This window comes from Sorangiineae bacterium MSr12523, from assembly GCA_037157775.1.
Taxonomy (GTDB): domain Bacteria; phylum Myxococcota_A; class Polyangia; order Polyangiales; family Polyangiaceae; genus Pendulispora; species Pendulispora brunnea.
In genome coordinates, this window is the sequence record CP089982.1 from 5367729 (window position 1) to 5387483 (window position 19755).

19 protein-coding genes are annotated in these 19755 nt (G+C 64.4%); 10 read left to right on the forward strand and 9 right to left on the reverse strand.

Features of this window, described 5'->3' with window-relative positions:
- Positions 1 to 64: 64 nt before the first annotated feature.
- Positions 65 to 1738 carry a serine/threonine protein kinase gene (locus LZC95_20610; protein WXA99212.1) on the forward strand — a complete coding sequence of 558 codons (1674 nt, stop codon included), beginning with the start codon at positions 65 to 67 and terminating at the stop codon, positions 1736 to 1738.
- Here LZC95_20610 and LZC95_20615 read toward each other — a convergent pair.
- A complete protein-coding gene (locus LZC95_20615; protein ID WXA99213.1) occupies positions 1689 to 2972 on the reverse strand; it encodes an aminotransferase class I/II-fold pyridoxal phosphate-dependent enzyme in 1284 nt (427 codons plus the stop codon). The two genes, LZC95_20610 and LZC95_20615, sit on opposite strands and share 50 nt — an antisense overlap.
- Positions 2973 to 3301: 329 nt before the next feature.
- Between LZC95_20615 and LZC95_20620 the strand changes: the two genes are divergently transcribed.
- The 3 genes from LZC95_20620 to LZC95_20630 all read left to right on the forward strand — a co-directional run bounded on the left by LZC95_20620 (position 3302) and on the right by LZC95_20630 (position 6483).
- On the forward strand, positions 3302 to 3553 hold the full coding sequence (locus tag LZC95_20620; GenBank protein WXA99214.1) for a hypothetical protein: 252 nt from the start codon (positions 3302 to 3304) through the stop codon (positions 3551 to 3553).
- A 420-nt stretch (positions 3554 to 3973) separates the two neighbouring features.
- Positions 3974 to 5194, forward strand: a complete 1221-nt coding sequence (locus tag LZC95_20625) for a PQQ-like beta-propeller repeat protein (GenBank protein WXA99215.1) — start codon at positions 3974 to 3976, stop codon at positions 5192 to 5194.
- Between the two features lie 317 nt (positions 5195 to 5511).
- Entirely contained in the window at positions 5512 to 6483 is a 972-nt protein-coding gene (locus tag LZC95_20630) for a LysR family transcriptional regulator (GenBank protein WXA99216.1), read from the forward strand.
- Between the two features lie 13 nt (positions 6484 to 6496).
- Here the strand turns inward: LZC95_20630 and LZC95_20635 are convergent, their stop codons facing one another.
- From LZC95_20635 to LZC95_20655, 5 genes are all read right to left on the reverse strand, one after another.
- Complete coding sequence (locus LZC95_20635) at positions 6497 to 7558, reverse strand: SDR family oxidoreductase (GenBank protein ID WXA99217.1); 1062 nt, start codon at positions 7556 to 7558, stop codon at positions 6497 to 6499.
- A 70-nt stretch (positions 7559 to 7628) separates the two neighbouring features.
- Positions 7629 to 9020 carry a glucose-6-phosphate dehydrogenase gene (gene zwf, locus LZC95_20640; protein WXA99218.1) on the reverse strand — a complete coding sequence of 464 codons (1392 nt, stop codon included), beginning with the start codon at positions 9018 to 9020 and terminating at the stop codon, positions 7629 to 7631.
- A 51-nt stretch (positions 9021 to 9071) separates the two neighbouring features.
- Complete coding sequence (locus tag LZC95_20645; protein WXA99219.1) at positions 9072 to 10355, reverse strand: amidohydrolase family protein; 1284 nt, start codon at positions 10353 to 10355, stop codon at positions 9072 to 9074.
- On the reverse strand, positions 10352 to 11092 hold the full coding sequence (locus tag LZC95_20650; protein WXA99220.1) for an SDR family oxidoreductase: 741 nt from the start codon (positions 11090 to 11092) through the stop codon (positions 10352 to 10354). Before LZC95_20650 ends, LZC95_20645 begins: the two co-directional genes overlap by 4 nt.
- A gap of 9 nt (positions 11093 to 11101) precedes the next feature.
- Positions 11102 to 12394 (reverse strand): FAD-dependent monooxygenase, encoded by a 1293-nt coding sequence (locus tag LZC95_20655; protein WXA99221.1) that lies wholly within the window; start codon positions 12392 to 12394, stop codon positions 11102 to 11104.
- 123 nt (positions 12395 to 12517) lie between these two features.
- On the opposite strand from LZC95_20655, the gene sugE reads away from it, so the two are divergent.
- From sugE to LZC95_20685, 6 genes are all read left to right on the forward strand, one after another.
- Complete coding sequence (gene sugE, locus LZC95_20660) at positions 12518 to 12847, forward strand: quaternary ammonium compound efflux SMR transporter SugE (GenBank protein WXA99222.1); 330 nt, start codon at positions 12518 to 12520, stop codon at positions 12845 to 12847.
- 24 nt (positions 12848 to 12871) lie between these two features.
- Positions 12872 to 13621 (forward strand): ABC transporter ATP-binding protein, encoded by a 750-nt coding sequence (locus LZC95_20665; protein ID WXA99223.1) that lies wholly within the window; start codon positions 12872 to 12874, stop codon positions 13619 to 13621.
- Positions 13612 to 15207: a hypothetical protein gene (locus tag LZC95_20670; protein WXA99224.1), complete on the forward strand. Its 1596-nt coding sequence runs from the start codon at positions 13612 to 13614 to the stop codon at positions 15205 to 15207. Before LZC95_20665 ends, LZC95_20670 begins: the two co-directional genes overlap by 10 nt.
- Positions 15208 to 15303: 96 nt before the next feature.
- The gene (locus LZC95_20675; GenBank protein ID WXA99225.1) at positions 15304 to 16635 is read left to right on the forward strand and encodes a Hint domain-containing protein; all 1332 of its coding nucleotides are present in this window, start codon (positions 15304 to 15306) and stop codon (positions 16633 to 16635) included.
- Positions 16632 to 17033 (forward strand): barstar family protein, encoded by a 402-nt coding sequence (locus LZC95_20680; protein ID WXA99226.1) that lies wholly within the window; start codon positions 16632 to 16634, stop codon positions 17031 to 17033. Before LZC95_20675 ends, LZC95_20680 begins: the two co-directional genes overlap by 4 nt.
- 302 nt (positions 17034 to 17335) lie before the next feature.
- Positions 17336 to 18202, forward strand: coding sequence for a DUF6268 family outer membrane beta-barrel protein (locus tag LZC95_20685; GenBank protein ID WXA99227.1), 867 nt, complete (start codon positions 17336 to 17338; stop codon positions 18200 to 18202).
- A gap of 12 nt (positions 18203 to 18214) precedes the next feature.
- Here LZC95_20685 and LZC95_20690 read toward each other — a convergent pair whose 3' ends face one another.
- The 3 genes from LZC95_20690 to LZC95_20700 are packed head-to-tail and all read right to left on the reverse strand — an operon-like array spanning position 18215 to position 19752.
- Positions 18215 to 18853: a TetR/AcrR family transcriptional regulator gene (locus tag LZC95_20690; GenBank protein ID WXA99228.1), complete on the reverse strand. Its 639-nt coding sequence runs from the start codon at positions 18851 to 18853 to the stop codon at positions 18215 to 18217.
- The gene (locus LZC95_20695; protein ID WXA99229.1) at positions 18850 to 19455 is read right to left on the reverse strand and encodes a PadR family transcriptional regulator; all 606 of its coding nucleotides are present in this window, start codon (positions 19453 to 19455) and stop codon (positions 18850 to 18852) included. Before LZC95_20695 ends, LZC95_20690 begins: the two co-directional genes overlap by 4 nt.
- A 42-nt stretch (positions 19456 to 19497) precedes the next feature.
- Positions 19498 to 19752, reverse strand: a complete 255-nt coding sequence (locus LZC95_20700) for a hypothetical protein (GenBank protein ID WXA99230.1) — start codon at positions 19750 to 19752, stop codon at positions 19498 to 19500.
- Positions 19753 to 19755: the final 3 nt, after the last annotated feature.

The following is a 19755-nucleotide window of genomic DNA, read 5'->3' on the forward strand; positions in this document are numbered from 1 at the left end:
GACATCCGCTTGACGCGGAGGATCGCCCCCCTCATCATGCGAGGGCCTCGGCAAAAGGGGGGCGATGGGCGCGTCGAACTTGCAAGCTCCGATTCCCGCGCGCGTCCTCGCGCGCATCGGCGCCACGGTTCAAAATAAATACCGCATCGACCGGATGCTCGGCATGGGCGGCACGGCCGCTGTGTATTCGGCGGTCCATCGCAACGGCCACCGGGTGGCCATCAAGTTTCTGCTCGATCGCTACGCGGACGATCCCGAAATAAGCCAGTTGTTCAGCCGCGAGGCCTACGTTGCCAACCAAGTGGGCCACCACGGCGTGGTGCCGGTGCTGGATGACGACGTGGACGAGAGTGGGTGCCCGTTCCTCATCATGCCCCTGCTCGAGGGCGAGAGCCTCCGCTCCCGCTGGGAGCGCGCTGACAGGCGCCTGCCCTTGGACGAAGCGCTCGTTCTCATGGCCGATGTGCTCGACGTGCTGGCTGCGGCGCACGCCCAGGGCATCGTCCATCGGGACATCAAGCCGGACAACCTGTTCGTCACGACGGCCGGCCACGTTCGCGTGCTCGACTTTGGCATTGCACGCCGGCTCAATGCCGATGCCACGGTGAGCATGACCGGTCGCATGGTCGGAACCCCGACCTTCATGCCCCCCGAGCAGGCCATGGGCGAGCGCCGCCGCGTCGGTTCGCATAGCGACTGCTGGGCCGTAGGGGCGACCCTCTTCGCGCTCCTCACGGGGCAGTTCGTTCACACGGCCGAAAGCGCCGAGGCCCTACTGGTGGCCGCCGCTACGCGAACCGCCCGTTCGCTTCGAGAGCTTCTTCCGGAGGCGGCCCCCGCGCTCGTGCACTTCGTCGACAAGGCGCTGGCCTTCAACCCCGAGGACCGCTGGCTTTCCGCCCGCGAAATGCGCACCGCGCTGCCCGAGGCCTTCGAAGCCGTTGCCGGCGCCCCCTTCAGCACCGCCGTCTCCCGCATCCGCGCCGACATCGTCGACGAACTGTCCCCGCGCAGCAACGATTTGCGAAACCAACCGACGCTCCGGCCTCACCAGCAGGAGCCCCCCGATACCGACGTGGATCCCGCCAGAGCGTTCAAAACGGAGCAGATCCTCCCAAGCCTTCCGCCGACCGAAGCGCCCCGTCGCGACCGAACGAGCCACATGCCAACGATGCGCGCCGGAGCGCCTCGTTCCCAGACGCCGCCCATGGTGCAAGGCGCCTCTTCAATGGGTGAAGACCTGGCGAGCGATCGCTCAGGGCGACTATTCCATTGTGCGAATGGCATTGCGGTTGGACATTGGGGATGCGTCTCGTTCGTCGTGTGGCGGGAGGGAGTTACACGCGAGAAGTTCGCCGAACAGAGCGACGGCCTCGCCGAAGTCGTGAGGAGTCATCCCGCGGGAGCGGGATTCATGTGCATCATCGAAGCGGGGACCAAACCCCCCGACAACGCTTTGCGGAGAGCTTCGGCGGAGATGCTGGCCTCACACGAAAACAAGATAAAGTGCGTTTCCATCGTGTTGGGAACCGACGGATTTTGGGCTGCCATGACCCGCAGCGTGCTCATTGGAATGGGGCTGTTGCTCCCACGCTTGCCACCGGCCACCGCCTCATCGCGTGTCAAAACCTCCCTCGAATGGATGCGCAGCTACCTGACCATTCCAAATGTCGACCGTGGTGCGGACTTCATCGAGCACGCGCGTAAGCAGCTGCGCGAGCAGAAGGCGGATCTTTGAGCCGCTTGCTCGGTGTTTCTCTAGCGCGATCGTTCAATGCCTTTCGCTCGATGGCGATGCTTTCCATCAGATGCCGAATGTCCATCTCGGTATTATTGATTGACACGGTGAATCGGATACCCTCCTGACCCTTCGGCACGGCTGGAAATCCACCAGGGCAGGTATAAATGCCGCGTGAGCGAAGTCCTTGCGCAAAGTGAAACATCGCTTCCAGCTCTCCGCAGGGAACGAAGAACATCGGACTTCGGTCTTCGGCGACGAATCGAATGTCGAGTTGGCGTGCGAGCGACAAGACCAAATCGATACGATCGGTCAGCTGCGTCTGAAGATCCGAAAAGTCGGAGCGTAAGTGAAGGTCTGCGGATGCGACGGCCGCACCGAGCATGGGCGGCGGGACGGGGCCGGAGAACAGCATGGGCCCGCCGCAAAGACGTACGCTGGTCCGCATCTCCGCGCTTGGAAAAACGATGGCGCCACCGCCGGCGGCAAACGCTTTGTTCAATGAAAGAGCGACGATGACGCGGCGTCGATCGGAAAACTGTTCCAATATCCATCCCCGGCCGTGCTTGCCGAACCACGAGGTGGAGTGCGCATCATCGACGTAAAGATGGAGAGCTGGATACTTCTCCATCAGAGCCGCCAAGTCCGAAACCGGAGCGAAGTCCCCATACATCGAATACAGTCCGTCGAGAAGCAGCCAGACTCGTCGATGTTTGCAGGCGAGCCTTGCGAGCTTTTGATCGAGTCGATCGATGTCAAAATGAGGCACGGTCGCCACCGGCATGCCATCGAGCAAGCACGTCGCCATCTTCACGCTGGCATGGGTAAACACGTCCACGAGAACAGCGTCCTCGGGTTGAACGAGGACCGGCAGAGCGGCCATATGCGCGAGCGTAGTGGACGGCGCGACGAGCGGAAAACCACCGGTCATCGCTTCGAGAGCGCTCTCGAGCTGCAGATACAGCGCCGACTGCAAGTACGCCCGCGAATACGAAAATTGCGTTCCGTAGCGACGAATCGCACGGACCGCGGCATCGTTCAATTCAGGGCGTTGTTCCAGCCCGAGGTAGCTGCATCCACCGAAGTTGAGGAGGACCTGACCACCGATCTGAACCTGCCGACCGAAGTACTCCGTGTCGTCGGCGGTCTGCATCATCAGACCGGCCCGGGCAGTCTTGCCGATCCGGCGTTCGACGAGCGGGAGAAGGTGCGACGGAGCATAGGCTGTCATCATTTCCTCTGACGGCACGAGAACAATGCTCTAATAAGCAGCGGAGTATTCTCTCTCGCTGAACAGGGTGCGACATGGCAGACGCCTTTCAAAAGCCAGCCACTGGGGTGCAAATTCTGCATCGAACCAGTGGAATGGCCGTCGCACAATTCGGTCGCTTGTGTGTGGTAATCTGGCGGGACGCCGTAACACAGCCCACGTTCGACTTGCAGCGGGCCGGCCTGGAGCACGTCGTGCGCAGTCATCCCGATGGGGTAGGGTTCTTGTGTGTGATCGAGCCGTCGACCAAACCTCCGGATGATGCTTTGCGACGGGCGTCGGCGGAGATGGTCATGTCCCACGGCGCTCACTTGAAGTGCACGGGCGTGGTGATTGAAGGTGAGGGGTTCCGCGCTGCCATTACCCGGGGTGTTTTGTCAGGCATGGCTCTCTTGCTCTCCCGCAAGGTGCAGGCGATGGCCTTTTCGGACACCTTGAGCGCGCTCAAATGGATGCGCAGTTACGTCCCAATCGGTCCCATCGACAGGCCGACGACGTTCATCGAGCAAGTGCGACAAGAACTTGCGCCCTTGGCCGATCGATAATCGCTTCGCTGTCGCGTTGCGAACATTGGATTAGGTATATTCAAATACGTGTCGTTGTTGACTGCGTAATATACCTGTGATCGTTCGCGATCACGCGCTCGGGCGCCGTGCCGAGATACTATATATACGTCTAACGGCTCGAGAAGTTTATAGTCTTTATCGGAGTTGCCAAAAATCAACTCCCTTACGTCAAAAAAGTGTCGCTCGGGCACCAACGGAAGTGGCCGGAGACGGGCAGTGGTGGTCACCTTCAAACACACGGGGGGACAGGCTCTCCGTTAGGGTTCCGCGGCCCGGCACCGCGAACGATGTGCGAGTGAATACGAAGGTATCGCTGCAAAATTATGAATGCCGATCACGAACGGCTCGACCTGCTTCAAAAACCCCTCTATATCGCGATCATGGGGAGGTGTACCGCACATGATACGATGGAAGTGGGCAGCACGGTTGCTGGTATGTACATCGCTGTACGCATGCGGGAGTCCTTCCGACGCGCCGGCGAATGAATCGAGCCGCATCGAGCAGTCTTCCGCGGCCAGCGTCGGCGAAGTCCCTCCGGGTGTCGAGCGAGGGAAGCCGGGTAACATCGGCGTCAGCGTCGACTATGCCTACAGCGATATACCCATTGCGGGCGTGGCCGGCGGGAAAAACGTCGTTTTCGTAGGTCAGCCGATCAACGGCAAGGTGGTGGCCCTCGATCGGTTCACGGGGGAACCGGTCGGTGAGTTACCTTCGCCAGCCGAGGGCTTCGCTGTCCCATTCATCATCCACACCGTGGGCGATCCCGACGAGGGAAGGGTCACCGTCCTCGGGGCCGGGGGATACCCGAGCCCGAAGCCGTTCGTTCCGGCCAATCCTACTTTGTACGAGTTCACCTATCACTACGATCGGCTGCACGGATTCGGCGCCACGCGCACACGCGACATTCCCTTTACCAGTGTGCTGGTGGGCTTCGCGGAGGACTTCGTGCACCTCGACGATGGCCGATACCTCGTTTCCGACGCCATCCTCGGCAGCATTTGGGTCGTCCAGACCGACGGCTCCATCACTCCCGGTATCGTTCCGAAAACGTGGCGCGCCGAAGATCGCATTCCACAGTTGGCCTTCTGCGAAACGGGACCCACCACGCAGGTCAACGGTTATCCCTTCCGCTTCTCCGGTGCTACCCAGCCGGGCGTGTCGCCCCTCGCTGTACGACGAGGTACGGTTTACTTCAACACGACCTGCGGGCGCGGCCTCTATCGATTTCCGTTGCGCAGTCTCAGCGACCATCGCCAACCCTACGAACGTGCGCGCGACATCCGCCTCGTCCAGGCTGTTCCGCCCCATGTCGTCATGGAGGAGCTCCTCGACTTCACCTTTCACCCGTACGATCCATCCGATCATTGGCTCTATGCGGCCGACGCGCTAAAGCTCCGAATCATCCGCATCGACGTGGACACGGGGCGCCGTCAGATCGTCGCCGAGGACGCGAGGCGCTTCGATTTTCCCTCGTCTCTCGGGTTTCTTCCGCCCATTGCGGGGATCTCGCCGATCGTCGTGGTTTCCAACCAGCAGGAGCGGACTCCTCTCACCAACGATGCCGTAACCACCACCACGTTTCAGTTGCCTTTCATCGTTGCAAAGGTCTTTGTGCCGTAATCGGCTCTACGGTGCAGACCTCTGCCGAAGTTGATTTTTGCGTCAGATGCACCTAGGCAATGGGCCCCGAGATGATCGGTATTCCAATAATGGTACGCTGATATTCAACTACGCCCACTTGACTCACCGGCGAAGCGACCGTATGTGGTCGATCTCGACCAAGCCCGTCAAGAAAACATCGGATTGGCGCGAGTCTTCCATATAGGCATTTGGTATCTCTCGGTGATACGTGTCAGGCCGCCTCGCCCTTCAGCTTATTTTAGTGCGCTACGAACTTTTGCAGTGCGGCAACCAAGGGGAGACAACGAGAGAGGTCAATGTCCGAAATCGACGTCAACGATGTGGCCATTTTCGTCCGCGTGATCGAGCTAAGTGGCTTTGCGAATGTGGCACGAGAGCGCCGAGTCCCCACGTCTACCGTGAGTCGTGCCGTTTCCCGCCTCGAGCAGGCGCTTGGGGTTCGTCTGGTTCAGCGCACGACCCGCAACATGATGCCGACCGAAGAAGGCCGGATGTTCTACGAGGACGTGGCGCCAGCGCTCACCGTCGTCCGAAATGCCGCACGCGGTCTGGAGGGAGCGGGGCGTTCGCCGCGCGGACGGCTGCGGTTATCCGCCCCGCACGACGTCGGCACGACATTCCTCCCGCCGCTCGTCGTCGAGTTTGCGCAGCGGTTCCCCTTGGTCAACGTAGAGGTTCATCTTTCGTCGCGCATGGTCAATCTGGTCGAGGAAGGGTTCGACTTGGCCGTGCGCGCGGGTCCGTTTTCGGAGACCAGCTTGGTGTCGCGGCGGGTCGGTGACATCGAGTGGGATCTCTACGGCTCCGCATCGTACGTCGAGCAAAACGGGACACCGCGAACGCTCGAGGACCTGGACCATCACACGTGCGTTCTGTTTCGTCCGCGCGGTGGCGAGACCGAGTGGCGGCTGCACAGCCGTGATGGAAAAGAGCCGGAGACGCGCAAGGTGCGCGGCCGCATCGGCGGGGACGATTTCGAATTCGTGCGCGCCGCCATTCTGGCCGGCGGTGGCATTGGGCTTCTGCCGCGCATCACCGCCTCGGGCGACGTGGCCGCCGGCAAACTGGTTCGCGTTCTGCCTCAGTACGAAGTGCACAGCGGCGTGCTGCACATCGTTTATCCGTCGGCGCGTCAGGTACCGGCCAAGGTCGCGCTGTTCAGCGACTTCGTCATCGATATTTTCGCGCGGCTGGACCTGGGCGATGGCATCCCCGACGGGCACGTGAACCATCACGCACCCCAGGCGGAACTCCTCGAAGGCGAATAGCGAGAGGCGCCCCTCACGGAATGATTCGGCGGCGACGGAGGTCGCCGAAGATGCCCAGGAACATGGCCTCGGTTTCCACGTACTCGTGAAATCCCGCGCGGCGGGCCTTCGAGCCGTCGGCGAACATGTCGTAGTCCCACGAGAAAACGAAGTCCCCAAAGCGCCACGACGAGACGGCTTCGTAGGGCAGGGGCTCGAGGCCGTGCTTCTCGATCATGCGCTTCCAGAGCGGCGCCTTGTCGGCCATGACGACGTCGAGCGACATGGTCAATGGCGGTGCCACTTCCAAATCGAAGAAGCGCGCAATCTTGGGCCACATTTCGTTCCAACGGAAAAGATCACCATTGTTGATGTTGAAGGCTTGATTGGCGCAAGCCTCGCTCGTGGCAGCCCAGACCGTTGCCTTGGCAAGTAGTCCGGCGTCGGTCATCTCGAGCAGCTTGTCGTAGGCGGCCACCTTGCCGGGAAAGCGCAACGGCACGCCGAGCTCTTTCGAGATGGATGCATACACGGCAATGACCATGGCCAAGTTCATCGGGTTGCCGAGGCCGAACCCGCACACGACCGAAGGTCGGATGGCCGACCACGTCCAAGCTTTGCCCTTCTGCCGAGCCTCGAGAAAGCTCTGCTGGTCCACGTTGAACTCGGGCGGCATGTGCCCGGCGTCGCTCTCGCGTGCGGGCGTCTTGAACGGTCCGAGGTGGGCGCCGTAAACCTTGTAGCCCTGCATCAAGCTGATGTGCCGCAGGCCGCGCGCGACCGGCTCGATGGCCTCGACGACGTTCACGAGCATCGCCAAGTTCGGCGGCACCAGTTCGGCCCATGTCGGACGATCCTGGTAGGCCGCGTAGAAGACGTGGGTGACGTGGGTCAGATCGGAAAGCTTGGCGCGGACGTCCTTCGGATCGAGAAGATCGACGCTGACGTGCTTCACGTTCGGACGCGACGGCGTCGCAGCGCGACGCGAAAGACCGATGACCTCCCAGTCCTCCAAGGTCGAGAGATGCTCGATGAGATTCCCCCCGATGACCCCTTGTGCGCCAACGACGAGGGCGACGTTCTTGCGTGTGCTCATGTTCCTGAAAGTGGGGGTGCCGGGCCGCGGCCGTTAGCCGGGCCCAGGGCACATCATTTGTGAATCGAAGTCACGTGGGCGTGTTCCAGCCGCCCACGGATTCCACGAGGCGATCGGCCTCTTTCGGTCCCCAGGTGCCAGGCTCGTACGCGTGGAGCGGGCTCGGTCCATGCAGAATCGGGTCGACGATCGCCCAGGCTGCCTCCACCACGTCTTGCCGTGCGAAGAGCGTCGCATCGCCGGCCATCGCATCGCCCAGCAGGCGCTCGTACGCTTCCATGCGCCCGCCGTGGCCTTGCTCCGGCTCCTCGACGATGGAAAGCTCGATGGGCTTTCCCACCATGCGATCGCCGTACTCCTTGGCGCGCGCACCCAGGGCGATGACCACGTTGGGGCTGACGCGGAAGCGGATGTAATTGCCCATGCTGGGCGCCGCCTCCTTGAAGACGACCTGCGGCGGGTTGTTGAACTCGATCATCACCTCGGTGACCGTCTTCGCCAGCGACTTGCCTGCGCGCACGTAGAAGGGCACGCCCTGCCAGCGCCACGAATCGACCCACAAGCGCAGCGCGGCGTACGTGCCGATGTACGAATCGGGCTTCACCCCGGGCTCGCCGCGGTAGCCGTTGAACTGCCCGCGCACCAGGTTCTCGACGTCCAGCGGACGGATGGTGCGCAGGACCTTGGCCTGCTCGTCGCGAATGGCCTCCGCGTAGGTGCTCGAGGGCGCCTCCATGGCCAGGTAGCTCACGATCTGCAAAAGGTGATTCTGCACGACGTCGCGGATGACCCCCGTCTCGTCGTAGAACTTGCCGCGCCCCTTCACGCCGAAAGATTCGGCCATGGTGATTTGCACATTCTCGACGTAATGCCGATTGAGGATCGGTTCGAGGAAGGCGTTGGCAAATCGGAAGTAGAGGATATTTTGCACCGCCTCCTTTCCCAGGTAGTGGTCGATGCGGAAGATCGACGACTCGGGAAACACTCCGTGCAGCGTCTGATTGAGCTTCTTCGCGGTCTCCAGATCGCGACCGAACGGCTTTTCCACGACCACGCGTGCGTTGGTGGCATTTCCCGATTTGGCCAGCTGCTCGACCACCGTAGGGAACATGCTGGGCGGGATAGCCAGGTAGTGCAGCGGCCGCTGGGCACCACCGAGGTGCGTGCGCACCTGCGCGAACGTCTGCGCATCGGCGTAGTCGCCATCGACGTAGCGAAGTTGGGATACGAGTTTCGCGAACGCCGCCTCGTCGAAGTCGCCCGCGGCGTTCAAACTGTCGCGCGCACGCTCGATCAATTGGTCGCGCGTCCAGCCGGACTTGGCCACACCGACGATGGGCACATCGAGTCGCCCGCGCCGGATCAGCGACTGCAGAGCGGGAAAGATCTTTTTGTAGGCCAGATCGCCGGTGGCGCCGAAGAACACGAGTGCATCGGAGTGGGATTCCTTCTCGTTGCTCATGTGCATCATGTAACCGGTTCGGTGCATCAAGGTACAAACGTTTCGATAGGGCTATGCACGTGGGGCCACGGGGCGGCCGCGATGCCAGACGGTCGAGATGGCTTTGCTGTTCGCGATGGTGTGCGATGGATCCGCATCGAGCACGATGAAGTCGGCTCTCTTTCCGGGCCCGAGCACCCCGCGGTCGCCGAGCTGGAGCAGAGCCGCGGCATGCTGCGTGGCCAGGCGGATGGCTTGCAGCGGTGTAAGCCCGGCCTCGACCATCAGCGCGAGCTCGCGATGCTCGGACACACCGGGCACGCGCAGCGGTGTGCCGCCCGAGTCGGCGCCGAAGCCGATGGAAATGCCTGCATCGTGCAGCGTTTTCAAATTGCGAAGGTTCGTCGCGAGCGAGGCGCGGGCCGCGGCGGATTTGGGCTCGCCCTGGGTCCGTGCACGCCACGCGGGATCCTCGAACCGCGCGCGAAGGGCGGGCTGAAGCGCGCGCTGGGTGAAGGACTCGGTGGTCCAATCGGGTCGCTCGGCGTAGGCGAAGGTGGACTCGTCGAGCGCCAAGGTGGGGACGTACCAGGTGCGGTTCGCTTCGAGCAGGCGCACGAACGCGTCGTCGACACGCGCATCGCGCACGCCGTGGGCAATGAGGTCGACCCCGGCGCGGGCGACCGCTCGGGCGTCTTCCAGATCGTGGATGTGGGCGGCCACGCGAACGCCGCGCGCGTGGGCTTCGTTTATGACGGCCTCGTAAATGGCGGGCGCCATTTTGACGGGAAGCGCGCCGGCGAAGTCGTCGAGCCAGAGTTTGACGAAGTCCGTGCGCCGATCGGCCATGTCGCGCACGGCGGCGCGGGCCTCGGCGGGGGTGCGCGGACGCACGAGCTGGTCGTTGCCCAAGGGAAACATGGCCTCGGGCGGCGCTCCGTTGGGCACACCGATCCCGCGGTCGACGCCGAACAAGTCGGCGCCGGGGTGCTTGCCCGCGTGCATCTCGTCGCGTAGCTCGCAGAACAATGCGCCGTTCAGACCGAGGGACGTGACCGTGGTGACGCCGTAGGCCTCGTACTGCGCCAGTTGGCGAAGGATGTTCGGTCGCGTGTAATGCCCCGGGCCGACGTCGGCCCCATCGACGAGCCCCACGTGGGCATGGTTCGAGACGAGGCCGGGCATGATGGTCTTGCCCTCGCACGCGACGATGCGCGCGCCCTCGGGGATCGGGCCGGCGTCGTCACCCGCGGCGACGATGGTCTCGCCCCGCACGACGAGGATCGCGTTGGCGATCGGTGCCCGATCGGTGCCATCGATGAGCGTGGCGCCGCGCAGAACGACGGTGTCGCTCATGCCGTTTGCCCTCCGTCGATGACCACGAATTGGCTGGTTACCGCGCGCTGCGTGGCCAGGTTGTACACGAGTTGGGCCACGTCCTCGGGCGTGGTCGGCTCACCCAGGAGCGAGCGCTTTCGAACGCGCTCGGCCACGTCCTCGCGCCCGGCCCACCATCGGGTCATCACGAAGCCGGGAACGACGCACGACACGCGCACCTCGGGCGCGAGGGCCCGCGCGAGCGACTTGGTCAAACCGTGCAAGGCGGCCTTGGAGACGGCGTACGGCAGCGACGAACCTTCGCCGGTCAGGCCGGCGATGCTGCCGATGTTGACGATGGCCCCGCGGCTTGCGCGCAGGTACGGCGCTGTGGCCCGTGCGGCGTGGAACGCACCGCGCACGTTGACGGCCAACACCGTGTCCCACACGTCGTCCGGGATGGCCTCGAGATCGCTCGCCGAGCCACCGGGTACCGGCGGGCTCACGGCCGCGTTGTTCACCAGCCAGTCGATGCGCCCGTGCTCGCGAACTGCCGCGTGCACCATCGCGTCGACGGCATGCGCATCGCGCACGTCCGCGCGAACCGCCCGCACGCGCAGGCCGCGCCGTTCGGACTCCGCGACGGTGTCCTCCGCCTCGCGCTCCGAGCGGCTGTAACTGAAGACCACCTGCGCGCCCGCCTCCGCGAACCGCAACACCGTGGCCCGACCGATTCCCGTACCTCCGCCCGTGACGATGGCGACGCCTTCATGCATGCGCCGTAATTAGGGAACGATCGGTTCCAAATCAAGGGCCTCCTCGTTCGACGGCGCCGGAAGGGCGTGGAGATCGCGTTCCAACGCCTCGGCGATGCGCGCGGGCGGCAAGGTTCCCGTGAGCCAGCCGAGTTTCAACCCGGTCATGCTGCGCACCATCTCGCGGTGCACGAAGGGAATGCGCGAGACGGCGGCCATAAAACGATCGCGCATCCACCCGAGAAGGCGCGCGTCCGATTGAAAGAACGGCGTCAGCGCCCGCGTGGCCAGTTGATAAAAGCCGAGATGCCGCCGCCGCTCCTGGGTGTAGCGCTCGAGCGGGGCGGGGCCGGTGAAGCAGTCGGCCAGGATCATGGCATCGTAGAGCGCGAGGTTGCAGCCTTGTCCGAGCTGCGGACTCATCGCGTGCGCGGCGTCGCCGAGGTAGACGACGGAGCGCGCGCCCCAGCGCCGCATCGTGACATCGCTGTACGACGAAAAGGTGATCTGCTCCGCGCCCTCGATCTGATCGAGCACCGGCCCGGCCATCGGGGCGTGCGCGCGGACCTCGCGCTTCCACGCGCCGAGATGCATGCGCACTTCGTCGAAGCGATCCGCGCGCAGGCTCCAGAACAAGGTGACGAGCGGCTTGGCCTTGGTGCCCCGTGCACTCGGGCCCAGCCCCGTGGGCAGAAGACCGAGCATGCGCTCCGTTCCGCGCACGATCTGGTGCAGCCGCCCGGTGAACTGGCCCTCGGGATCTTCTCCGATGAACCAGAGCGCGCCCCAGCGGTACGGCCGCACGCGCGCCTCGGCGTTTCGAAGGCGCGAGCGCGCGCCGTCGGCCACCACGACGAGCTGGTACGGGCCATGGCGGCGCCCCTCCTCGTCGATCACGTGCGACGTGCCGTCGGCGTTTTCATGGATGCTCTCGATGGAGACGCCGCAGCGAACCGTGATGTCGCTCCGGCGAACCGCATCGAACAGCGCCTCGAACAGGACGCCGCGATGCAGGCCATAGCCCGTGAGCCGGGGCTCCAACGTCGCATACGACAGGTCGAAGATGGCGCGGCCCCGCTCCGTCTCGCAGAGGAGTCGCTCGACGCGCGCCCCGCGTGCGGCCACCTGCGGTAGAAGCCCCAGTCGACCGAGCACCGCCTGACCAATGGGCTGCAGCACGATGCCGGCGCCGACGGGACCGGGCTCGGGCACCCGCTCGTAAATGGTCACGCGGTGGCCGGCGCGCGACAAAAAGAGCGCAGCGGCAGGGCCCGCCGTTCCGCAACCGACGACGGCGATCTCCAACGGAGCATTCTCGGGCATGGTGAGCTCTTGTCTTTTACGTGAGGAAGCCTAAGTTACTACCCGTAGCCGTCGTGGCTACCCGGACGAGGTGCGCCGTACCCGGTAACGATAAGACGACGCGATTCCAAGGAGGAACGCGTCATGGCATGGGTGTATCTCGTTATCGCAGGTCTTCTCGAAGTCTGCTGGGCCATCGGCATCAAGTACACCGAGGGCTTCACCAAGCTCGGACCGAGCGTGGTCACCGGGGTGGCCATCGTGGCGAGCATGCTGCTCTTGGCCTACGCATCGCGCACGCTGCCCATCGGCACCGCCTACGCCGTCTGGGTCGGGATTGGCGCCTTTGGTGCGGCCGTCCTGGGCATGGTGCTTTTCCACGAGCCATTCACCGCAGGCCGCGTCTTCTTCCTCGCGCTTTTGGTCATCTCCATCATCGGGTTGAAGCTCACGAGCCCCCAGGCCTCCTCGTAGCGACCGTGCTAGAGTCGCCGTAGCATGGCGGTTCCCGCGTTGGAGCTTCGCGAGGTCACGAAGCGCTTCGGTGACAAGGTTGCGGTGGATGGCCTCTCCCTGTCGCTCGAGCCGGGGGCCTTCCTCGGGCTGCTCGGCCGCAACGGGGCAGGGAAGTCCACCACCCTCAAGATGGTCACCGGCCTGCTCCGTCCCACGCGGGGAAGCATCCGCGTGCTGGGCTTGGACATCGAAAAGGAGCCGCTCGAGGTCAAACGCCAAATCGGCGTCATGCCCGAAGACATGGCGCTGCTCGACATGCTCACCGGCCCTCAATACCTGCGCTTCGTCGGCCGCATGTACGGCCTCACCGACGACGTCATCGATGCGCGCGCCCAGGAGCTTTTCCTCAAGCTGGACCTCACGCCCGGCCCGCGCGCATTGCTTGCAGACTACAGCTTTGGCATGAAGAAGAAGGTCGCGCTCTGCGCGGCCATCCTTCACGGTCCGCGCCTGGTCTTCTTGGACGAACCCTTCGAGGGCATCGATCCGGTGACCAGCCGCACCATCAAGGACATCCTCGTGGCCATGCGCGAGCGCGGAACCACGCTGGTGCTCACCTCGCACATTCTCGAGGTGGTGGAGCGTCTCTGCCCGCTCATTGCCATCCTGCACGATGGCCGGCTGCACGGGTTTGGCCCCGTCGAGCAGCTTCGCGCGGGCGGCGCCTCGCTCGAAAGCGTGTTCGTCGATCTGGTCGGCGGCGCCCGCACCGGGGAGCTTTCTTGGCTGTAGCCTCGAACTTCTCCTTGGTGCGCGCCGTCATCGCGAGCCATGCGCAGGGTGCGGCCAACCGCATGCGCCGTGAAATGGGGCGACGCGGCCTGGTCATCATGGTGCTCTTGATGACCCTCCTGGTCACCGTGCTCGTGATCCCGCTCGTCGGCTGGGCGGCGACCATCGGCTACTTCGGCGGAAAGTACATCACGGAGCCGTTCATGCAGCGCATGCTCGGGCTCTTTCTGCTCATGGTCTCCTTCGGCGGCGGGGTGCTCAGCGGCACCACCGGCGGCGGGCGTCAGATCGCCTGGGAGAGCTACCGCGCCTTTCCCGTGCGCCACGCCGCGCTCTTCGCCGCGGAGCTCGTGGCAAGCTTGCTCGATCTGGTGCCGCTCATGCTGTCCGCGATGGTCATCGCCCACGTGGTGGCCCTCGGCATCGCATTGCCGCGCGCGGTGCCGGTTCTCGCGTTGGTAACCTTCGAGACCATCGGCTTCGTGCTCATCACCCAGACCGTGATCTCCAGCCTGGCCGCGGCACTTCTGCGACGGCTGCGCATCGCGTTTTCCGCGCTCATGGGGGCCATTGGCTTTGCCTCGTTGATCTTCGCCTCCGCGGTCGAGGGACCGGCACCCAGCTTGACCGCGAAGGCCGTCATGAGCCGGATGACGCAGGCGCGGGCGGCCATCGAGGTCGCGGCCGAGTGGTTCCCGGGCACGTGGGGCATCCGCAGCGTGCGGCATGCCGCGAATGGGAACTACCTCGCGGCATTGGCCGAGCACACGTACCCGCTGGGGGTGCTCTTGGTCGGCGTCTTCTTCGCGTCGCGTTTGATGGCGCGCGAGGTGGCCTCGGGTGGCATCGTGGCCTCGGCCCAAGCTTCGCGGCTGTGGAGCTTCCGCTCGCCGGCCTACGGCGTGGCGCGTCTCACCTGGCTCACCTTGATGGATAGTGCGCTCGGGCGCGTGGGACTCATTGCACCGCTGCTCACCATCGTCCTGATCCGCCTTCCGCTCCTGCACTGGCTCGGCACCGGCTTGAGCACGCCCGGCGCGTACGCGTACGTCGCGCTATCGACGTCGGCCATCCAGCTCAATCAATTCGGCCTCGATGGCCATGGCATCAAGTCGCTCTTCCTCCTGCCCGTCTCCACCGAGGATCTCTTTCGCGGAAAGAGCTGGGGCCTGGCGACCTATTTTCTTCTGCAGGCCGTGTTGCTCGCGCTGCTCTTCGCGCTCGTGCAGAAGACGCCCACGATGGAGATCGTCGCCGGAAGCTTCCTCGGAGGGGCCTTCTTCCTCACGCAAAACATGGTGGGACGATGGACGTCGGCGTGGCTGCCGCGCCGACTTCCTCGCCGGGACATGCGCGGTACGGGGGCACCGGGCGCGTTGCTCTTGGTGTCGCTCGCCTTGACCGTGAGTACCGGCGCAGCCTTTGGCGGACTGTACGCGGCCTGCCAGCGTTTCGCGCCCGCGTGGCTCGTACCAGTGAACGTCACCGTGTTCACCGGTTTGCTCATTCTCGATCGGCTCACGCGTCCCATCGCCGTGCGCTACTTCGAAGAACGCCGCGAACGTGTGCTCGAGGCCATCGGCTAGCCATGGGTTAGCACGCCACGTGCTAGACCTGAGCCCAACATGCGTGAAAAGCGGCCTCGGGCGCAGGTTCATCCAGTCCTCGCGAGCATTCGACACATGATTCGCGATCGCCGCGGCGTCTCGGCGATTGAATTCGGTCTTCTCCTCGTCGCCATCCTGCTGCTCTGCGCGGGCGGCTACCGAATGCTGGCCAAGAGGGACCAAAAGGCCACGCAGGTCGCCGAGGCGACGATCGCCGGCAATGCCGATTGGACGCCCTCGGGTGGAGGCGGCGAGCGCGGGATCGGCGGCGGGAGCAATCCGCCCGGCGGTGAGAGCAGCCCGAGTGGAGACTTGTGCGATGGTCGCTCGTGCGGTGCACCGGGTTCCTGTTTCGTTGCCGGCACGCAGGTGGCCACGCCCTCGGGCGATCGCCCCATCGAGAGCCTGCACGCGGGCGATCTCGTGGTGGCTCGCAACGAGGAAGGCGACGTCGAAGCGCGCCCCATCGTACGCACCTTCGTGCGCCCGGCCCGCGCATTGGTCGACGTGCACACGGTCACCGTCGACGACGCCCACGATCGCGTGCGCTCCACACCGGAGCACCCGTACTTCACGCTGAACCACGGTTGGACGGCGGCGGGTGCCCTCGCGGCGGGCGAGACCTTGCTCGATCCCGCGGGGCACGAAGTGCAGGTGACCAAGGTCGTGCGCATCGCGCAGGAGGCCGAGGTTTACAACTTCGAGGTCGACGTCGACCACACGTACTTCGTGGGCAGCCATACGAAGGTGCTCGTCCACAATGCGTGCGGCGATCCCGACTTCAAGGATTACCCGCGTCCCACCGGCACCACGGGAACCGATGCCGTCAAAGCAGAGAGCGATGCCGTGAAGGCTGCGCAGAAGGCCGCGGCCGACGCGAAGAAGGCGGCGGACAAAGCCAAGGCCGAGCAAAACAAGGCGGACCGCATGGACGCCAGCGTGGCGGCGGGCGCCAAGATTCCCCCGGAAAGGGTCCAGAAGGTCAAGGACGACGCGGCCGCGGCGCAGACGACGGCGGACAAGGCGAAGCAGGATGCGGAGGACGCGAAGAAGCACGCGGAGAGTTTGGCCCCCGCCGCGGAGAACCAGCATATCCACGATACGCTCGACAAAATTCCCGGGAAGGGCTCGACGGATTGGGGAGCCAATGCGCCGCCCGGCAAGATGGGGGACAACTGGGGCGTGCAGTACGGCAACAACGGCGGAGACCTTCCGCCCCCGGCGAAGGCCGACCCAAGTCCGTACCGCGAGTACCGCGTCGATCCGGGCGGGACGGCCATCGACGGAAAAGCCGGCAATCGGCGCATCGTCATCGACACGCGCAATGGCGATGCGTACTACACGTGGACGCACTACGGCTCGCACGGCGATCCGGCGTTCGTGAAGATCCGCAACGGGTGGCCGTGAAACTCGATCTCAAGGTGAGCGGGGTCGTGCACGTGCCGGACTTGGACCTGGACGCGGTGCGCGCAGCCGCCAAGGTGCACGGTGCCATCGTCTACGCGTTGCCGGATACGGGCATCACCGATCGGGAATCGTTCTTCGGGTGGTTTCGCGCGAACGTGCCGCAGGATCCGCCGCTGGTGAGCGCGCGGAGTTGGGACGCCTTCCGCGACTCCATCCGCAGCGGTCTGCTCGACGAAAAACCGCGCCGCTTCGTCATCGTGTGGCCCAACTCCGCCGCGATGGGCCCTGCGGAGGAGCGCCAGAACGCGCTCGACGTCCTCGCCCAAATCGTGAGCGATCTGGCCGACACGCGCGCAACCCGCGGCCGCACGAAGCACGTTAGCGTTCTCGTCGGGTAAAGCGCCCGGCGATGGGCGATGCGATCGGTCGAATGCGCGACTCGCACGCGCGTTCGACCGATTTTGTCATTCCATCATCGAAAGATTGAACGGAGTGACCGAAGGGGGGCACTGCCTTCGCTGAGGGCCTTTCGGCCGCGGATTCGGGTCGAAAAATCTTTGCAATTATTAATGGCGATGATCGCAACTTCTAGTTGCGGTCCGTATGGCCCGCCTCTAACAAAATCGCAATGCAACTGCGCCTCACAGCCGCTTTTCTTTTGCCGCTTGTCTTCACCGCATCCAAGCCCGCGAAAGCACAGATGGCCGACTCGCTCGCGTCCGTCAGCTACGAGCACTACCCGAACGTGGACTCGCCCAGGGACTCGGGCTCGACGATCGGTCTCGAGGTCTTTCGCTTTCGAGCCGGACTTCCCATCCCGCTCACCGAATCGAAAAAAACGATTCTCCTTCCCGGCCTTTCGTACGAACTGCTCGGTTTTCACGGGGAAGGGGCCAACAAGCCGAACATCGGCACCTTGCATGCACCTTCCGCCTCGCTCGGACTCCTGCAGGTCTTCGGCGATCGGTTCATCGGCATGGCCATGGTGGGCGCCGGCTTTGCCTCGGACTTTCGCGACCCCGTTTCGGCCGACGATCTTCTCTTCACCGTCACCGGGATGTTTCTCTACAAGTTCGACAAGAATTTTACCCTCGGCGCGGGCGTCACCTACGACCGCCGCTCCGGCAATTTGCTGCCGCTGCCCGCCATCGGCGTCAATTGGCAGATCAACAACGAGTTTCGCATCCGCGGCTTCATCCCGGCGAGGCTCGACGTGGAGTACCGCGCGCTGCCATGGCTCACGGTGGGCTTGCGCGGCACCTTCGAAGGCAATCGCTTCCATCTCAGTGAGAAGCAGTATGGCGCCTCGGATCTCCAGCTCGCGTACTCGATCATCACCGTCGGGCCCAAGGTCACCTTCCGCCTCGCGGACATGATGCATCTCGATGTGTACTCGTCCGTTGCCGTCATGCGCCGCTACGAAGCTTTGCGGGATGGCGACTCGCTGGGCAGCGCCTACCTGCATCCCACGGTGCTCAGCGGGATTCGGCTTTGGTTCGGTCCCTCGGGTTGGCGCACCGACCAAGACCCCGCGCCCATCCCCCCCAAGGAGGGAGAATCGAAGTAAGTCGTTGGACGACTACCGATTCGCGGTTCGACGGCGTGGCCTCGCGCTACCGGCGCGTTTCTCTGGCGGAAGGAGGCCCGTAAGCAGGGCGTCCACGAGCCGCACGATGTCATCGCGCGCCGGCGCTTCCCGTTTGGCGAGGCTCCTGAACATGAGGGTGCCCCGCACGGCTTCGCGGAAGGTCACCCAATCGAAGGTCCTCGGGATGTCGCCCCGAGCGATGGCGCGGTTCACGATGGCGTCGATGCCGCGGGTCTCTTCGTAGGCCATCCATGCGGCGCGCACGCTCGGGAACACGGGGGTCCTCTCGCGATCGTCGAGCAGCGCGACCCGCAGCATCGCCTTGCCGCCCACGGTGTCGACGAAGCGGGCCATCCCACTGAGCCACTCGATGACATCGGCCCGGAACGAGCCCGCGTTGGGCAGGGGGCCAAACTGCGCGGGCAGCGATGCGAGCGCTGCGGCCACCAAGGCGTCTTTGGTGGGCCAGCGCCGGTACACGGTGGTCTTGTTCACGCCCGCGCGCGTGGCCACCTCTTCGATGCCGAGCCCCGCGTACCCCACGCGCACGACTTCCTCGAGGGTCGCCTGAAAGATAGCCTCCACCACCGGGGCGCCGCGCAGGGCAGCGGCCTTCGCCTTCTTCGTCATTCGGAAGCTCTCGTTCCCCGTCTTCGCATGGATTTTCGCCCGCCGGAAGCCTCCAGCGCCCGCAGCTCGTCACGCAGCCGATCGCACCATGCGAGCTCGTTTTGCCAGAGACTTTCCAGGTGCCCGAACGTGGAGGCAAAGAGCACCCTCTGCGGCGCATCGATGGCGTACTGCTCGGCGTTGCGCGCGAGCTCCTCTCCCTCCCGCGCGATATGCGCAATGTGCGCTTTGCAGAACTCCGCGTAATGCTCCACGAGCATCGTCCGCTCCTCCGGCGCGAGCAGATCGAAGGCCGTGACCTTGTAAGAAAAGAGCTCCCGGTATTCGCGCGGGCTCGACTTCGTATCGAGCATCAACTCGCGAAAGCGCAGCGAGCCCCGATCGGTGATGGCATACGTCGTGGCTTGTCGCCCGCTGCGCTGCGCGGCCGGCACGCGCTGCTCGGTGATGTGCTTGTCCTTCTCGAGGGCGGCCAAGAGCGGGTAAATGCGCCCGTTGCTGGCCTTTGCAAAGGGCCCGATGATGTCGTTGATGATCTGCGCCATGAGGTAGCCCGTGGTGGGCTGGCGCATCAAAAGGGAGAGGACGATCAGCTCGTACATCGCGTTCGGTTCCACCGTACGCGACGCGCGGGCGCGCGGCCATCATTGGGGACAATGGCAATTGCCGTCGCAGAAGAACACGCGGGGGCAGGCCGTCGGGCGACAGGCTTGGTCGCAGGCGGCCTTCAGCGTGTAGTACGTCCCGTTGTCGTCGCAGAACCACCGGGAGGGGCAGATGATCTGCGTCGAAAGGACCTCGTCCAAAACCGTGCTTGGCGATTCCGAATCACCATCGGGGGCAGTGCTGCAACCCATCGCGACGGCGAGGATGACGCCCGCGAAACCGAGAATTCGCATGAT

What these genes read in the sequence shown, in the direction of transcription:
- LZC95_20610 (WXA99212.1), top strand. Translation starts at nt 65, where the DNA reads ATGGGCGCGTCGAACTTGCAAGCTCCGATTCCCGCGCGCGTCCTCGCG.
- LZC95_20615 (WXA99213.1), bottom strand. Translation starts at nt 2,972, where the DNA reads ATGATGACAGCCTATGCTCCGTCGCACCTTCTCCCGCTCGTCGAACGC.
- LZC95_20620 (WXA99214.1), top strand. Translation starts at nt 3,302, where the DNA reads ATGTCCCACGGCGCTCACTTGAAGTGCACGGGCGTGGTGATTGAAGGT.
- LZC95_20625 (WXA99215.1), top strand. Translation starts at nt 3,974, where the DNA reads ATGATACGATGGAAGTGGGCAGCACGGTTGCTGGTATGTACATCGCTG.
- LZC95_20630 (WXA99216.1), top strand. Translation starts at nt 5,512, where the DNA reads ATGTCCGAAATCGACGTCAACGATGTGGCCATTTTCGTCCGCGTGATC.
- LZC95_20635 (WXA99217.1), bottom strand. Translation starts at nt 7,558, where the DNA reads ATGAGCACACGCAAGAACGTCGCCCTCGTCGTTGGCGCACAAGGGGTC.
- zwf (WXA99218.1), bottom strand. Translation starts at nt 9,020, where the DNA reads ATGAGCAACGAGAAGGAATCCCACTCCGATGCACTCGTGTTCTTCGGC.
- LZC95_20645 (WXA99219.1), bottom strand. Translation starts at nt 10,355, where the DNA reads ATGAGCGACACCGTCGTTCTGCGCGGCGCCACGCTCATCGATGGCACC.
- LZC95_20650 (WXA99220.1), bottom strand. Translation starts at nt 11,092, where the DNA reads ATGCATGAAGGCGTCGCCATCGTCACGGGCGGAGGTACGGGAATCGGT.
- LZC95_20655 (WXA99221.1), bottom strand. Translation starts at nt 12,394, where the DNA reads ATGCCCGAGAATGCTCCGTTGGAGATCGCCGTCGTCGGTTGCGGAACG.
- sugE (WXA99222.1), top strand. Translation starts at nt 12,518, where the DNA reads ATGGCATGGGTGTATCTCGTTATCGCAGGTCTTCTCGAAGTCTGCTGG.
- LZC95_20665 (WXA99223.1), top strand. Translation starts at nt 12,872, where the DNA reads ATGGCGGTTCCCGCGTTGGAGCTTCGCGAGGTCACGAAGCGCTTCGGT.
- LZC95_20675 (WXA99225.1), top strand. Translation starts at nt 15,304, where the DNA reads ATGATTCGCGATCGCCGCGGCGTCTCGGCGATTGAATTCGGTCTTCTC.
- LZC95_20685 (WXA99227.1), top strand. Translation starts at nt 17,336, where the DNA reads ATGGCCGACTCGCTCGCGTCCGTCAGCTACGAGCACTACCCGAACGTG.
- LZC95_20690 (WXA99228.1), bottom strand. Translation starts at nt 18,853, where the DNA reads ATGACGAAGAAGGCGAAGGCCGCTGCCCTGCGCGGCGCCCCGGTGGTG.
- LZC95_20695 (WXA99229.1), bottom strand. Translation starts at nt 19,455, where the DNA reads ATGTACGAGCTGATCGTCCTCTCCCTTTTGATGCGCCAGCCCACCACG.
- LZC95_20700 (WXA99230.1), bottom strand. Translation starts at nt 19,752, where the DNA reads ATGCGAATTCTCGGTTTCGCGGGCGTCATCCTCGCCGTCGCGATGGGT.